12 protein-coding genes, 1 other RNA gene and 1 other annotated feature are annotated in these 14229 nt (G+C 45.5%); of the genes, 12 read left to right on the top strand and 1 reads right to left on the bottom strand.

The genetic code is table 11. The annotated features are described in order from the left end of the window. The first annotated feature begins 23 nt into the window (after nucleotides 1-23). From leuD to ssrS, 11 genes are all read left to right on the top strand, one after another. Nucleotides 24-509, top strand: a complete 486-nt coding sequence (leuD, locus tag BUA79_RS06230; RefSeq protein ID WP_073993507.1) for a 3-isopropylmalate dehydratase small subunit — start codon at nucleotides 24-26, stop codon at nucleotides 507-509. Between the two features lie 392 nt (nucleotides 510-901). Continuing rightward, a complete protein-coding gene (locus BUA79_RS06225; RefSeq protein ID WP_073993506.1) occupies nucleotides 902-1630 on the top strand; it encodes a cell wall hydrolase in 729 nt (242 codons plus the stop codon). An 80-nt stretch (nucleotides 1631-1710) separates the two neighbouring features. Then, complete coding sequence (gene thrC, locus BUA79_RS06220) at nucleotides 1711-3198, top strand: threonine synthase (protein WP_073993505.1); 1488 nt, start codon at nucleotides 1711-1713, stop codon at nucleotides 3196-3198. Nucleotides 3199-3258: 60 nt separating this feature from the next. Continuing rightward, entirely contained in the window at nucleotides 3259-4077 is an 819-nt protein-coding gene (locus tag BUA79_RS06215; protein ID WP_073993504.1) for a DUF368 domain-containing protein, read from the top strand. Between the two features lie 66 nt (nucleotides 4078-4143). Beyond that, nucleotides 4144-4821: a response regulator transcription factor gene (locus BUA79_RS06210; RefSeq protein ID WP_073993503.1), complete on the top strand. Its 678-nt coding sequence runs from the start codon at nucleotides 4144-4146 to the stop codon at nucleotides 4819-4821. Then, nucleotides 4811-6277, top strand: a complete 1467-nt coding sequence (locus BUA79_RS06205; protein ID WP_073993502.1) for a sensor histidine kinase — start codon at nucleotides 4811-4813, stop codon at nucleotides 6275-6277. Before BUA79_RS06210 ends, BUA79_RS06205 begins: the two co-directional genes overlap by 11 nt. A 328-nt stretch (nucleotides 6278-6605) precedes the next feature. Then, nucleotides 6606-7202 (top strand): 5'-deoxynucleotidase, encoded by a 597-nt coding sequence (gene yfbR, locus BUA79_RS06195; protein WP_073993500.1) that lies wholly within the window; start codon nucleotides 6606-6608, stop codon nucleotides 7200-7202. Nucleotides 7203-7217: 15 nt separating this feature from the next. After that, nucleotides 7218-9176 (top strand): DNA topoisomerase III, encoded by a 1959-nt coding sequence (topB, locus tag BUA79_RS06190; protein ID WP_073993499.1) that lies wholly within the window; start codon nucleotides 7218-7220, stop codon nucleotides 9174-9176. Between the two features lie 15 nt (nucleotides 9177-9191). Beyond that, nucleotides 9192-11012: a glutamine--fructose-6-phosphate transaminase (isomerizing) gene (gene glmS, locus BUA79_RS06185; protein WP_073993498.1), complete on the top strand. Its 1821-nt coding sequence runs from the start codon at nucleotides 9192-9194 to the stop codon at nucleotides 11010-11012. A 14-nt stretch (nucleotides 11013-11026) separates the two neighbouring features. Continuing rightward, nucleotides 11027-11701, top strand: a complete 675-nt coding sequence (locus BUA79_RS06180; RefSeq protein WP_073993497.1) for an acyltransferase — start codon at nucleotides 11027-11029, stop codon at nucleotides 11699-11701. A gap of 28 nt (nucleotides 11702-11729) precedes the next feature. Next, nucleotides 11730-11902, top strand: a non-coding RNA gene (gene ssrS, locus BUA79_RS06175) — 6S RNA. A gap of 34 nt (nucleotides 11903-11936) precedes the next feature. On the opposite strand, the gene BUA79_RS06170 is transcribed toward ssrS, so the two are convergent. Further along, nucleotides 11937-12809: a YihY/virulence factor BrkB family protein gene (locus BUA79_RS06170; protein WP_073993496.1), complete on the bottom strand. Its 873-nt coding sequence runs from the start codon at nucleotides 12807-12809 to the stop codon at nucleotides 11937-11939. Between the two features lie 113 nt (nucleotides 12810-12922). Then, nucleotides 12923-13146 (top strand) — a binding site (T-box leader). Nucleotides 13147-13198: 52 nt separating this feature from the next. On the opposite strand from BUA79_RS06170, the gene pheS reads away from it, so the two are divergent. After that, complete coding sequence (pheS, locus tag BUA79_RS06165) at nucleotides 13199-14218, top strand: phenylalanine--tRNA ligase subunit alpha (protein WP_073993495.1); 1020 nt, start codon at nucleotides 13199-13201, stop codon at nucleotides 14216-14218. Nucleotides 14219-14229: the final 11 nt, after the last annotated feature.

The raw sequence follows: 14229 nt of genomic DNA, 5'->3' as shown, positions 1-14229 counted from the left end.
TAAGAACAGATTGGAGCGTAAATATGAAAGCAGTTGGAAGAGTATTCAAATACGGAGACAATGTTGACACAGATGTAATCATTCCGGCAAGATACCTGAATGCACCGGATCCGTCCGAACTTGCAAAACATTGTATGGAAGACATAGATAAGGAATTCGTCAAAAAAGTTCAAAAAGGGGATATCATAGTAGCAGAGAAAAACTTCGGCTGCGGATCCTCAAGAGAACATGCACCGGTCGCAATAAAAGTCGCAGGAATAAGCTGCGTAATCGCAGAAACCTTCGCAAGAATCTTTTATAGGAATGCCATAAATATAGGACTTCCTATTATAGAGTGTCCGCAGGCTGCCAGGGAAATACAGGATGGAGATATTCTGGAAGTGGACTTCGACTCGGGAATGATTTACAACAAGACAAAAGGAACGGAGTATAAGGGGCAGGCTTTTCCTGAATTCATGCAGAAGATAATCGCAGCAGAAGGGCTCATCAATTATATTAATTCAAAATAGAATATCTGACATTTTTATAGAAGCTTTCCGGACGAATTCAGGTCTGTTCGGAGAGCTTTTTTTGTGCCTGAAAAAGGGTTGAATTTTTAATTTGGTTTACATAACTAACAGAAAATACCTGAATGCCGAAAAAAATGAAAAAAATTCTAAATATATCGAGTAGGGAATTCAAAAAATACAAGTGGCGAATTGCATAATTATTTATACTGAAAATAAGCTTTTAACGGCAAATAATAACTAAGATGAAACGTAATAATACTTAAATATACCTAAAAACTTCTAAAATTCTCCGAGACTTATTGACAGTTTTGCTTTGGAAATTATAATGAAAGGGAAGTATTAGACGCACCGGCTCATCTGGTTGCTTAATGCGGAGAAAGAGGAAAAAAAATATGTTAAACTTACGTTCGTTTTTCAGTAGAATCTTCGGATTCATCAAATCAGTATCCAAGAAGATGCACAGGAATTATGCTATTATCACGGCCGGGATGGTTATTGTAGCCATTATAGCACTTGCATCCAACGATTTTGGAGGTGCAGGCAAAAGTAAAGCCATGGCATCGAGTAATATCGTGTCAGAAACCGGGACTGAGGAGTTAGAGACTGAGGAAGCAGCGAACAGTAATCCGAATTTGCCAGCGGTGGTGACACCCGTGGCGGAGACAACTGAAATAGATAATACCGGGGCAGCGATTGAAGAAACAACTGCAGTCGCTGCCGTCACAGAGACAAATGTGATAGGAATAGAAGTTTCAGCCCAGGATTACGATGCGCTTTGCAGAATCGTCCAGGCGGAGGCCGGAGGAGAAGATGAGATTGGCAGAATTATGGTTGCCAATGTAGTCCTCAACCGCGTCAGAAGTGAGAAGTTTCCTAATTCCATCACAGAAGTCATATATGAAAGGAGCAATGGAATTCCCCAGTTCCAGCCTACAAATAAGCAGAGTTTTGGAACCATCGAGGTTTCGGATTCTACCAGAGCCTGCGTGGACCGGGCCCTGGCAGGGGAAGATTATGCCAAAGGAGCCCTGTTTTTTGCGGTGCAGACATCTGCGGACAGCTGGTTCAATACATGTCTGACGTTCCTGTATGAATACAGCGGGCACTACTTCTACATGTAAATGCTTTTTGAGTTGTGCAAGCAGTTAAGGTATGTTATAATCCTTGCAATAAATTATTTGATTCAGAAAGAGGGAAAGGCATGCAATTATTGTATAGAAGCACAAGAAACAACACGGAAACAGTGACCGCATCGGAGGCCATCTTAAAAGGACTTGCCCCTGACGGCGGGCTGTATGTTCCGGATACAATCCCTTTGTTAAAAACGCCAGTGGAAGAATTATCCAGAATGTCATACAGAGAAGTGGCATTTAATGTCATGAAAGAGTTTCTGACAGATTTTACGGATGAGGAACTGTTGGAATGCATCAACAAGGCCTACGATGAAAAATTCGACTCCGAGGAGATTGCTCCTCTGGTGAAAAAGGCAGACGCTTATTTTTTGGAGCTGTTCCACGGATCCACCATTGCATTTAAGGACATGGCCTTATCGATACTTCCGCACCTGATGATCACATCGGCAAGGAAGAATAATATACAGAATGAAATCGTAATCCTGACGGCCACCTCCGGTGATACGGGCAAGGCAGCCATGGCAGGGTTTGCGGATGTAAAAGGAACACGGATCATCGTTTTTTATCCGGAAGGGGGCGTAAGTCCCGCCCAGGAAAAACAGATGGTTACCCAGAAAGGCGACAATACATTTGTTGTGGGAATCAAAGGCAATTTTGACCAGGCCCAGAGCGGCGTGAAAGAAATATTCGGAAATAAGGAACTTGAAAAAGAAATGCTTGGAGCCGGATTCCAGTTCTCTTCTGCCAACTCCATCAACATCGGGAGGCTGGTTCCGCAGATCGTGTACTACGTGTATGCTTACGCCCAGCTGTTTGCAAAGGGTGAAATCGCAAAGGACGAGAAAATCAACTTTGTAGTACCTACCGGCAACTTCGGAAATATCCTTGCTGCATACTATGCAAAAAGGATGGGGCTGCCAATCAACAAACTGATCTGCGCTTCCAATGAAAATAAAGTGCTGTATGACTTCTTCTCTACAGGCGAATATGACAAAAACAGGGACTTCATCCTGACCACATCGCCTTCCATGGATATCCTGATATCCAGCAACCTGGAGCGGCTGATTTATGAAATCGCCGGATATGACAGCCGAAAAAATGCGGAGTTTATGAAATCTTTGGCCGAAACCGGGAAATATGAAATTACCGATAAAATGAGAGAACAGCTGGAAGAATTCTATGCGAATTATTCTTCCGAGGAAGAAACAGCCGAGGTAATCCGTTCCCTGGAGCAAAAGCATAAATATATCATTGATACACATACAGCGGTGGCAGCATCTGTTTACGAAAAATATGTGCAGGAAAGCGGAGACAGTACAAAAACCGTCATCGTTTCCACGGCGAGCCCCTTTAAGTTTGCCAGGAGCGTAATGAATGCCATTGACCCCAAATACGATGCCCTTTCGGAAGAAGAGCTGGTTGAAGAACTGAGCAGCCGTGGCGGTATAAAGGTACCAAAGGCTATTGAAGAATTGAAAGATGCGCCTGTCCGTCATGAAACAGTATGTGAACCGGAGCAGATGGAAAATGAGATTAAAAAATTTTTAGGATTATAAAACATTACGCAGCTCAAAGCTTCTTTGTGCTGCGTATATTTAATGGGAGAGGAAAATACGATGATCAATATACTGAAAGGAATTATGACAGCAATATCCTTACTGGTCCCAGGAGTATCCGGAGGAACGATGATGATTGTTCTGGGAGTATACGACAAAGCGATTGAATCCATAAGCGAATTGATCAGCAGGAGGCTTGTCCATATTAAAATGCTTATCCAGCTTGCCATTGGGGGAATTATAGGTCTGGTGCTTTTTTCCAATGCCATGCTCTATGTTCTGAAGGCATATCCGTATGTCACCTCGTTCCTGTTTTTGGGGATTGTCGTGACGGGTCTGTATGCAATCCTGAATAAACTGGAGAGAAAAGAATTTAGGATATACCACGTTCTGTTTTTTGTGGCGGGCCTGGCAGTGGCTCTGGTGATGACGCACGGGAAGGGTGGACAGCTTGTTTCTCTTGATGGTTCTTCCGTCATCCGTGTACTGGTTATCCTTATAGCTGGGATCATAATAGCCGTAGCACTTATTCTTCCGGGAATATCCACTTCCTATTTGCTGCTTGCCCTGGGCGTATATAATGAAACGCTGGAAGCTATCAAAAGCATTGATATCGGATTCCTCCTTCCGTTGGCTATCGGAGTTATTCTCGGCGTGCTGCTGACTACCAAACTTTTGGAATACCTGATGAAAAACCATCCGAATCCGACCTATCTGACAATCCTTGGATTTGTGATCGGATCCCTGGGGGGCATCTATCCGGGCATTCCGGCGTCTTCGTCTTCCCGCATCGGCTGTGCAGTGGCATTCCTGGTCGGCGCTGCCATCATGGTTGCCATCCAGGTATTCATGAAGAAGCATCCGGGCACCGAAGATTAATATTCAGAAAATAATCATATGGATATCACATTCCAATTATAATGTAAATAGAATAAGGAGGATGCCATGTATAGAGTATTAGTTGTGGATGATGAAGAAAACATCCGTAAGATTGTCCGAAAATATGCAGAATTTGATGGATATGAAGTGACGGAGGCAGCCAATGGCATGGAAGCAGTTATGATATGCCGTGATGCTGATTTTGATGTCATCATAATGGATGTCATGATGCCGGAGCTGGATGGATTTTCTGCATGCAAGGAAATATTCAAGACGAAGCATATCCCTGTCATCATGCTGTCAGCCCGTGGGGAAGAGTATGATAAAATTCATGGTTTTGAGCTGGGGATAGATGACTACGTAGTCAAGCCTTTTTCACCTAAAGAAGTGATGATGAGAATAAATGTTGTGATCAGCCGAAACAATAAGAGTGCCCTGGATAAGAACGGCCATGAAATCCTTGTCAAAGAGGGTCTGGAAATCGACTTTACAAGCAGGACGGTCACCGTTGACGGCATAAATATTAGCATGACACCGAAAGAGTTTGACCTGATTTTTTATCTGGCCAAAAACAAGGGGATTGCCCTGACCAGAGAGAATCTGATCAGGGACGTGTGGGGGTATGATTACTATGGAGATGACCGTACATTGGATACTCACATAAAGCTGCTAAGGAACAGTCTGGGTGAGTATCGTAAATTCCTGGTGACCTTGAGAGGAGTAGGATATCGATTTGAAGCATAGAAAGATAAGTATTAAATGGAAGATATTCGCCTATCTTCTGAGCTTTACGACCCTGCTCCTGGTTCTTCTGTGGCTTTTCCAGACGGTTTACCTGGATGTATTTTACCGCACGATTAAAACCAGGGAGCTGAACAGCGCGATGGATAATGTCGTAAGCGTTATTGATGAGGACGATCTGGGGGGAGCCGTGCAGACGATTTCCCGGACATACGACATGTGTATTTTGGTTGCCGATTCCCTGGGATACATGCAATACTCCAATGAGGCTACCTTTGATTGTGTCATACATAAACTGACGCCCCAGCAGATCAGGGTTCTGATACTGGATGCCGCAGGTCATGACGGAACGATGACGGTCAATGTCAGCGACACCTCCAAACTGATTTCAAACCGGGTTGGAGACCGCTTTGAGGGCATTGCCAATATGCCGGAGAAGACGGAAGCGGACAGTGTAATCCTGGTAAAAAATGTAATCGCCAAAGACGGCACAGCATACACCATCCTTGTGAATGCAGTAATCACTCCGGTAGGAGCAACCACGCATACGCTTCGAATCCAGCTTATTTATATATCGGTGATACTGGTGCTCTTATCCCTGGTCATTGCTCTGCTCATATCCAGACGGGTATCAAAATCCATCATTAAAGTCAATTCTTCCGCTAAGGAATTGGGTGCGGGAAACTTTGACGTAAAATTCAACGCCAACGACTACAAGGAAATTGCGGAGCTCTCAGAAACCTTGAACAAGACGGCACAGGAACTTTCCAAGACGGAAGCTCTTCAAAGAGAGCTGATTGCCAACGTTTCCCATGATCTGCGCACGCCTCTGACCATGATTACGGCATATTCGGAAATGATGAAGGATCTGCCGGGAGAGAACAATCCCGAAAACCTGCAGGTTGTAATCGATGAAGCCAAAAGACTCGGCGGTCTGGTAAATGATCTTCTGGACCTGTCTAAAATCCAGGCAGGCGTTTCCCGGCCGTATATGACCAGATTTGACCTTACGGAAAGCATAAAATCCGTGATTGAAAGATATGCCAGGCTCATTCAGCAGGACGGGTACAAGATCGAATTCCAATACGAAGATAACGTAAGTGTGGAAGCCGATGAGCAAAAGCTGTACCAGGTAATCTATAACCTGATAAACAATGCCATCAATTATACCGGAGACGACAAAAAGGTTCTGGTTAGACAGGTTGTCAGGGATGGCCGGGTCAGGATCGAAGTGTCGGATACAGGTATCGGCATTCCTGAAGAAGAACTGGATAATGTGTGGGAAAGATATTATAAAATCGATAAGTCCCACAAACGTTCCGTTATGGGAACGGGACTGGGCCTTTCCATAGTGAAGAACATCCTGCAGATGCATAAGGCTGGCTATGGAGTCGATAGCGTAATAAATGAAGGTAGTACCTTCTGGTTTGAACTGGAGATTATTTCGGATAAGAACTGAATGCCATCAAGAATCTATCACATTGGGTTTACAGACTGATTTTAGCAAACGACTAAGGTGATGATAGATTGGGAAATGAAGTCCTGAAGACATGAATTACCAGGTAACTCTGCAAAAGGACGCCGACGAAAAAGCGTTTATCGATGAGATCCGGTGCCGAACCGGAAACTTGAACATTGTTCTCTGTGAACCGGAAAGCGCTGAAAATACTATAAAGCATCCAAGCGCCGGGCAGCAATTGCCCGGCGCTTCCTTATGCAATTGCATAGTAAACGCAAAAATGATATAATCGTAGCGTTAAACAGGAATCAGGAAATGGAGAAACGTAATGAATACAAAGAAGACCAACAACTTTTACGCCATGCTGTCGAGAATGAAGTACATTAACAGATGGGGGCTCATGAGGAATACCATTTCTGAAAATATAGCCGAACACAGTCTGGATGTGAGCATCATTGCCCACGCCCTGGCTGTGATAGGGAATACATATTTTGGTAAAAAGCTGGATTCAGACAGAGTCGCAGTGCTGGCTCTTTTCCATGATGCATCCGAAATCATCACCGGAGACATGCCTACCCCGGTCAAATATTTTTCCAGGGATATTCAGGACGCCTACAAAAGCGTGGAGGGGGTTGCCGTCGGCGAGCTCCTGGATTCCATTCCGGAAGAAATGCGGGGGCATTATGAAAGCATCCTGAAGAAGGATCCGCAAGAGGCCGAGCTATGGGTGCTTGTCAAAGCCGCAGATAAAATTTCCGCATTAATAAAATGCGTGGAAGAAAAAGGCATGGGAAATTCGGATTTCGACAGTGCCCTGAAATCAACCATGGATAAAATAAAGGAAATGAATATAAAAGAGGCTGACTTCTTCATCGAGAACTTTATTCCGGCATACAGCCTTACCCTCGATGAGCAGGCCAGATAAGGAATCCAGGACAGAATGAAGAAAACATTATTTATTGCCGAAAAACCCAGCGTTGCCACCGAATTTGCAAAGGCACTTCGTGTCAATGCCTCCAAAAAAGATGGATTTATGGAATCAGAAGAATTTATCCTGACCTGGTGTGTCGGACACCTGGTGACCATGAGCTATCCGGAAAAATATGACAGCAGGCTGAAGAAATGGGATCTTGCCACCCTACCCTTCATGCCGGAGGAATACAGATATGAAATCATCCCCGGAGTCCAAAAACAGTTCGAAACAGTGAAGAGGCTCCTGAACCGGGAGGATGTGGAAACTATTTTTGTGTGCACAGACTCCGGACGGGAAGGAGAATATATTTATCGTCTGGTTGAACAGCTGGCAGGGGTAAAAGGAAAAGACCGAAAGAGAGTATGGATCGACTCGCAGACAGAGGAAGAAATCCTGAAAGGGATCCGGGAGGCCAGAGATCTTACGGAATATGACAATCTGGCCGCCTCCGCCTACCTGCGTGCCAAGGAGGATTACCTGATGGGAATAAATTTTTCCCGGGTCCTGACTCTGAAATACGGGAGGGAACTGGCGGATTTCCTGGGAAGCCGCTATTGTGTGGTATCTGTCGGAAGGGTAATGACCTGCGTGCTGGGAATGGTCGTCAGACGGGAAAGGGAAATCCGGGACTTTGTCAAAAAGCCTTTTTACCGGGTGCTGGCACAGCTGGAATCCGGATCGGATATGCTGGAAACTGAATGGAAGGTGCAGGAAGAGTCTTATTATAACGAATCTCCGTATCTTTATAAGGACAATGGCTTTTCGAACCGGAACAAAGCACAGGAGCTTCTGGAACGAATCCGGGAAATGAGCGATAACACCGCAGTGGTGGAAAAGGTCGAAAACAAGAAGGAAAACAAAAATCCGCCCCTGCTCTTCAATCTGGCAGAGCTGCAGAATGACTGCTCCAGACTTTTCAAGATAAGTCCGGATGAAACCCTGAAAATTACCCAGCTGCTGTATGAAAAGAAGCTGGTGACCTATCCCAGGACGGATGCCAGGGTCCTTTCCACAGCGGTAGTAAAAGAAATCGAAAAAAACATCAGCGGGCTGAAGGAAATATATCCGGAAGCGGCGGAGATCCTCAGTAAGGGCCTCCACAAATCCATCGCGAAATCCCGCTATGTAAATGACAGCAAAATAACGGATCACTATGCCATTATCCCTACCGGACAGGGTCTGGGCGGGCTGCGCGGACTGAAGCCGGAGGCGGCCAGGGTGTATGAACTCATAGCAAGACGGTTCCTGAGCATATTTTATCCGCCTGCCGTATACAAAAAGCTGACGATCAGCTTTATGATAACAACGCAGGAGCACCGGGAAATGTTTGTTCTGGGTACAAAGATTCTGGTGTCAGAAGGATACCTGAAAGTGGCCGGATCTGCCGATAATGAGGAAACGACCGATAAGTTCCAGGTATTGAAAAATATAAAAAAAGGTGATAAACTACCGGTTAACGACATATGGATCAAGGAGGGGGAAACCTCCCCTCCCAAGCGGTATACTTCAGGTTCTATCATACTGGCCATGGAGAATGCCGGACAGCTGATTGAGGATGAACAGCTGCGTGAACAGATAAAGGGAAGCGGAATCGGGACCAGTGCCACCAGAGCGGAAATTTTAAAAAAACTGGAAACCATAAAATATCTTTCCCTGAATAAGAAGACCCAGATTATATCCCCCGCCCTCCTGGGAGAGATGGTATATGATGTGGTGAATGCTTCCATAAAATCCCTGCTGAACCCGGACCTTACCGCAAGCTGGGAAAAGGGCCTGAATTACGTGGCTGATGGGGAGATAACATCTGCCGAGTACATGGTGAAGCTCCAGGATTTTGTGGGACGCAGGGTGAATGCCGTCAAGACGGTGAACAACCAGCGATTGCTTGTAGCAAAATTTCATGAAATATCGAATAATTACAAATAGAGAGGAAACATTAATATGTGCGGAATAGTTGGATATATCGGAAACAGGGACTGTGCGCAGGTCCTGATGGATGCACTTTCAAAGCTTGAATACCGGGGATATGATTCGGCCGGCATTGCCGTGCATGAAAATGGCGGAATATCTGTCGTCAAGGCTAAAGGAAATCTGCAGATGCTCAGAGACAAACTGGAGAAGGGCGGAACACCCCAGGGCCACTGCGGAATCGGGCATACCAGATGGGCAACCCACGGGGAACCCTCCGATGTCAATTCCCATCCCCATGGAAATGGTAAAATTGAAATCGTACATAATGGAATTATAGAAAACTACAGGGAAATCAAGGAATTCCTTCTGCATAAAGGATACGTTTTCGAAAGCGAGACAGATACGGAAACGGTGGCAAAGCTCCTGGATTATTATTACGAAGGCAGTCCGGAAGATACCATTATTAAGGTGCTGGGGCTGATCAGGGGATCCTATGCTCTGGGTATGGTTTTCAAAGACTTTCCAGACAGAATTTTCGCTGTCAGAAAAGACAGCCCCCTGATTATCGGTGTGGGAGAGAATGAAAACTTTATCGCATCCGACGTTCCTGCCATACTGAAATACACAAGAGACTATTACCTGATTGAAAGCGATGAAATAGCTGAAATCAAGATGGGGTCGATCCGGATATTTGACATCCGTAAGGAGGCAGTGAGCAAAGAGCTGCATACCGCCACCTGGGATGTGGACGCTGCCGAAAAGGGCGGCTATGAACATTTCATGCTGAAGGAGATCCATGAGCAGCCGGTGGCAATCGCTAAAACCATTGCTGGGCGTTTCAAGGACGGAATTCCGGATTTTTCCGAATCTGGGATTACGGCAGAGATGCTTGGGAAATACAAACGGATTTACATGGTTGCCTGCGGAACCGCAATGCACGCCGGCCTTGTAGGCAAATATCTTATTGAAAAGCTGGCAAGGGTAGAGGTGACCGTGGATATCGCCTCAGAATTCCGTTATCGAAGCCCCCTCATTGGCGAAGGGGATCTGGTGATTCTGATTTCCCAGTCCGGTGAAACTGCCGACACACTGGCAGCACTCAAGCTGTCCAAAAAGCTGGGAGCCGATACCCTGTCCGTCGTAAATGTAATTGGCTCTTCCATAGCCAGGGAATCGGATTATGTTATTTACACCCATGCCGGTCCTGAGATTTCCGTGGCCTCCACCAAAGCCTATTCGGTACAGCTGACGATAATGTATATGCTGGCCTTCCAGCTGGCATACGTACGGGGAGTGATCGATGCAGACCAGTGCAGGGAATATGTCCGGAAATTCCAGGAAATTCCGGATGAGATCACTGCTCTTTTGGAAGATAAGGAACAGTACCAGTATATTGCTTCCAAACTCATGAATGCGGACAGCCTTTTATACATTGGAAGAGGTCTGGATTACGCCACAAGCATGGAAGGATCCCTCAAGCTGAAGGAAATCTCCTACATCCATTCAGAATCTTATGCTGCCGGAGAGCTGAAGCATGGTACTATATCCCTGATCACGGAGGGCATGCCTGTCATTGCGATTGCAACCCAGGAGGATCTGCTGGAAAAGACAATCAGCAATGTCCTGGAAGTAAAGGCAAGGGGTGCCATGGTAGTCATGCTCTGCAAGGAAAAGGCGCAGGTTGCCTCTAATGTTGCAGACTACATGATCCGGCTTCCGGACTGCGAGGATTTCCTGGCGCCGATGCTTACCTCCATTCCCATCCAGCTTCTGGCATATTATACAGCCGTCCTCAAGGGCAGGGATGTAGATAAACCTAGAAATCTGGCAAAATCGGTAACGGTGGAATAGGAAGAGGAAGAAAAATGCTTGAAATCGAAAGCCTGTTGGATCTGGACGAAACCATAGCAGGAAATATATTTGCAGGGCTAAAATATCCCTGGGAAGCCTTGAGGAAAATAGGAGATTATATCCTTGAGCTGGGCAAAACCCTGTCTCCGGATGAATATGACCGGATTGGAGAAAATATCTGGATTGCAAAAAGCGCAGAGGTTTTTCCGTCGGCATACATAGCCGGTCCTGCCATCATTGGAAAAGGGGCATCCGTAAGGCACTGTGCCTTTATCAGGGGAAATGCAATCGTAGGAGAAAACGCTGTAGTGGGCAACTCCACGGAACTCAAAAATGTCATTCTTTTCAATGGTGTCCAGGTTCCGCACTACAATTATGTGGGGGATTCCATTCTTGGATACAAAGCCCATATGGGTGCCGGCGCCATCACTTCCAATGTGAAATCCGATAAAAGCAATGTAACAGTAAAGGTCGGAGGAGCAAGCATTGAAACCGGTCTGAAAAAGTTCGGTGCCATTCTGGGAGACCATGTGGAAGTTGGGTGCAACACAGTCTTAAACCCAGGAACGGTTATTGGAAGGAACACCAATGTATACCCAGTTTCCATGGTAAGAGGAGTAATCGCAGCGGATTCCATATATAAAAAAGACGGGGACGTCGTCCCTAAAGTCGTTGATAAATCTAAATAAGTGAAGTATAATGTGAGTATAGAAACAGTACTTCCTGGAATGCTCGATATCCCGTTATTTTGAACCTACAACATTTTCAAGGGATTCCTATTATTCGTAACTGGCTGTCATGCCGCCTGGCGGAAGGCAAAAGGTTATGTGCGGTTGCCCACCTAGCTCAGCTAGGAATCAAAATCCGGGAGTCGGCATTTTGGGAATAAAAAAACAACGAAAGCTTTACGGCTCCGTTGTTTTTTTATTGCTTTTGTTTCGCGGCGGTTCTCCGATCCCTTTTCAGGTTGGACAGAATTTCCATCCGGCGGTTCAGGGATATATTGAGCTGGGCACCCAGAAACAATATGTACATGTCGGCGTATATCCAGAGCATTAAAAGGATAAACGTCGTAAGGCTTCCATATGTGTAGGCGAGATATGGAAAATGTTCAAGATAGACGGAAAAGAAATAGGAAGCAGCCATCCAGCCAAAGGCCGAGAATAGGGATCCGGGCAGAAGGACGAAAAAGGCATGGTGTTTGGCGGGCATGAATTTATAAACAATCAAAAATAAGAAGACAAGTATGCAGAAAGAAATGATGGACCTTTGTTCCAGGACTATTTGGATGAATTCGTGCAAGAGAACCAGGTTGTTCCCAATATAGTCATAAATGGACCGGCCAAAAACCAGAAGGACTAAAGTGACAAGGATAGCGGCCAGAAATACAACCGTGTATAAGGTGGCGACGAGCCTCAGGAGAAAAAAATTACGCCGGTCGGAGATCCGGTATATGGAATTCATGCCGCGTATCATGGCCAGGAGTCCTTTGGAAGAAGACCACAAAGCCAGGAGGGCACTGACAGGAAGAAGAGTGCTGCCGGCGGTCGATTCATATAGTTCCCTGATGATGGTTTCAATCAGGGGATCCAGAGGCGCAGGCATTATCTTCAGTGCCTGTGACAGGAGAAAGAATTCATCGATTGGAGTGTACTTTATTAATGTGAGCAATATCAGTATGAAAGGAAATATGGAGAGGATAATAAAAAAGGAAGCCTGGGAAGCATATGTGCTGATGCCTTCCACAGTGAATTTCCGAATTGAATTTCTCACGAGTTTATAAAATCTTTCAAACATTCTTTCACCTCTTTCCCTTCCGTGAATAGATTATAGCACTAATTATTCGTGGTAACAATGAGGGAATATTGACACAAAATTATTAATGTGATAGAATACAAAGCAATTTATAAGTAAAAGCTGTGAGCGTGTCCAGTAGGTGTTTATATACCATCAGAGAGAGGCATTTATAAGCTGAGAGGTGCCTTTGGTTAAGATAAACATTGAATTTCGCACGGGAGCTCCGATCCTGAAACGTCCAGTAGGGACCGGCGATGCTGCGCGTTAAGCAGAAATGAGAGCCTGTACTTTTACAGGAATTTGGGTGGTACCGCGGAAATTTCACTTCGTCCCTTGCTGGGGGCGGAGTTTTTTTACGTCATAAGAGAAGAAATGTCGGGAGGATATCAATGAAAGAATTATTGAAAGCAATCAGGGAAGAAGCCATTTCCCAGATCATCAACGCAGAGAATTCGGAAAAACTGAATGAAATCAAGGTGGCTTTTCTTGGAAAAAAAGGAAAGCTTACGGAAGTACTGAAGAGCATGAAGGATGTTCCGCAGGAGGACCGTCCGAAGGTAGGGCAGCTGGTAAATGATGCCAGAGTGGAGATAGAGACAAGACTGGAAGAGGTAATAAGCAGAAAACTCAAAGAGCAGAGGGAAGAACGACTCCAGTCGGAAATCATCGATGTGACGCTTCCTGGACGCAGAAATCAGACCGGCCACAGCCATCCTAACACCATAGCCTTGGAAGAAGTCGAAAGAATCTTTGTTGGAATGGGCTATGAGGTAGTGGAAGGCCCGGAAATTGAATTTGATTACTATAACTTCGAAGCCCTGAATATACCTGCCGACCATCCGGCTAAGGACGAGCAGGATACCTTCTACATAAACAAGGATATAGTTCTGCGTACCCAGACATCTCCTGTGCAGGTACGTGTTATGGAAGAGGGAAATCTCCCAATCCGCATGATCGCACCGGGCCGGGTATTCCGCTCGGACGAAGTGGACGCGACCCATTCGCCTTCCTTCCATCAGATCGAAGGGCTTGTAATTGATAAGAATGTCACCTTTGCAGATTTGAAAGGCACCCTGGAACTTTTTGCCAAGGAGCTTTTCGGAGAAGACACAAAAGTCAAATTCCGCCCCCATCACTTCCAGTTCACAGAGCCCAGCGCTGAGGTGGATGTGACCTGCTTTAAGTGCGGGGGTAAAGGCTGCAGGATGTGTAAGGGCGAAGGCTGGATTGAAATCCTTGGCTGTGGAATGGTGCACCCCAATGTACTCAGAATGAGCGGCATTGATCCTGAAGTATATTCTGGATTTGCCTTTGGAGTGGGGCTGGAGAGAATAGCTCTGCTGAAGTATGAAATAGACGATATGAGACTGTTGTACGAAAATGACATCAGGTTCCTGAGACAGTTTTAATTAAGGAGGAA

Origin of the sequence: Parasporobacterium paucivorans DSM 15970 (assembly GCF_900141895.1) — a bacterium.
GTDB lineage: Bacteria > Bacillota > Clostridia > Lachnospirales > Lachnospiraceae > Parasporobacterium > Parasporobacterium paucivorans.
This window is presented reverse-complemented; position numbering and strand designations above follow the sequence as displayed.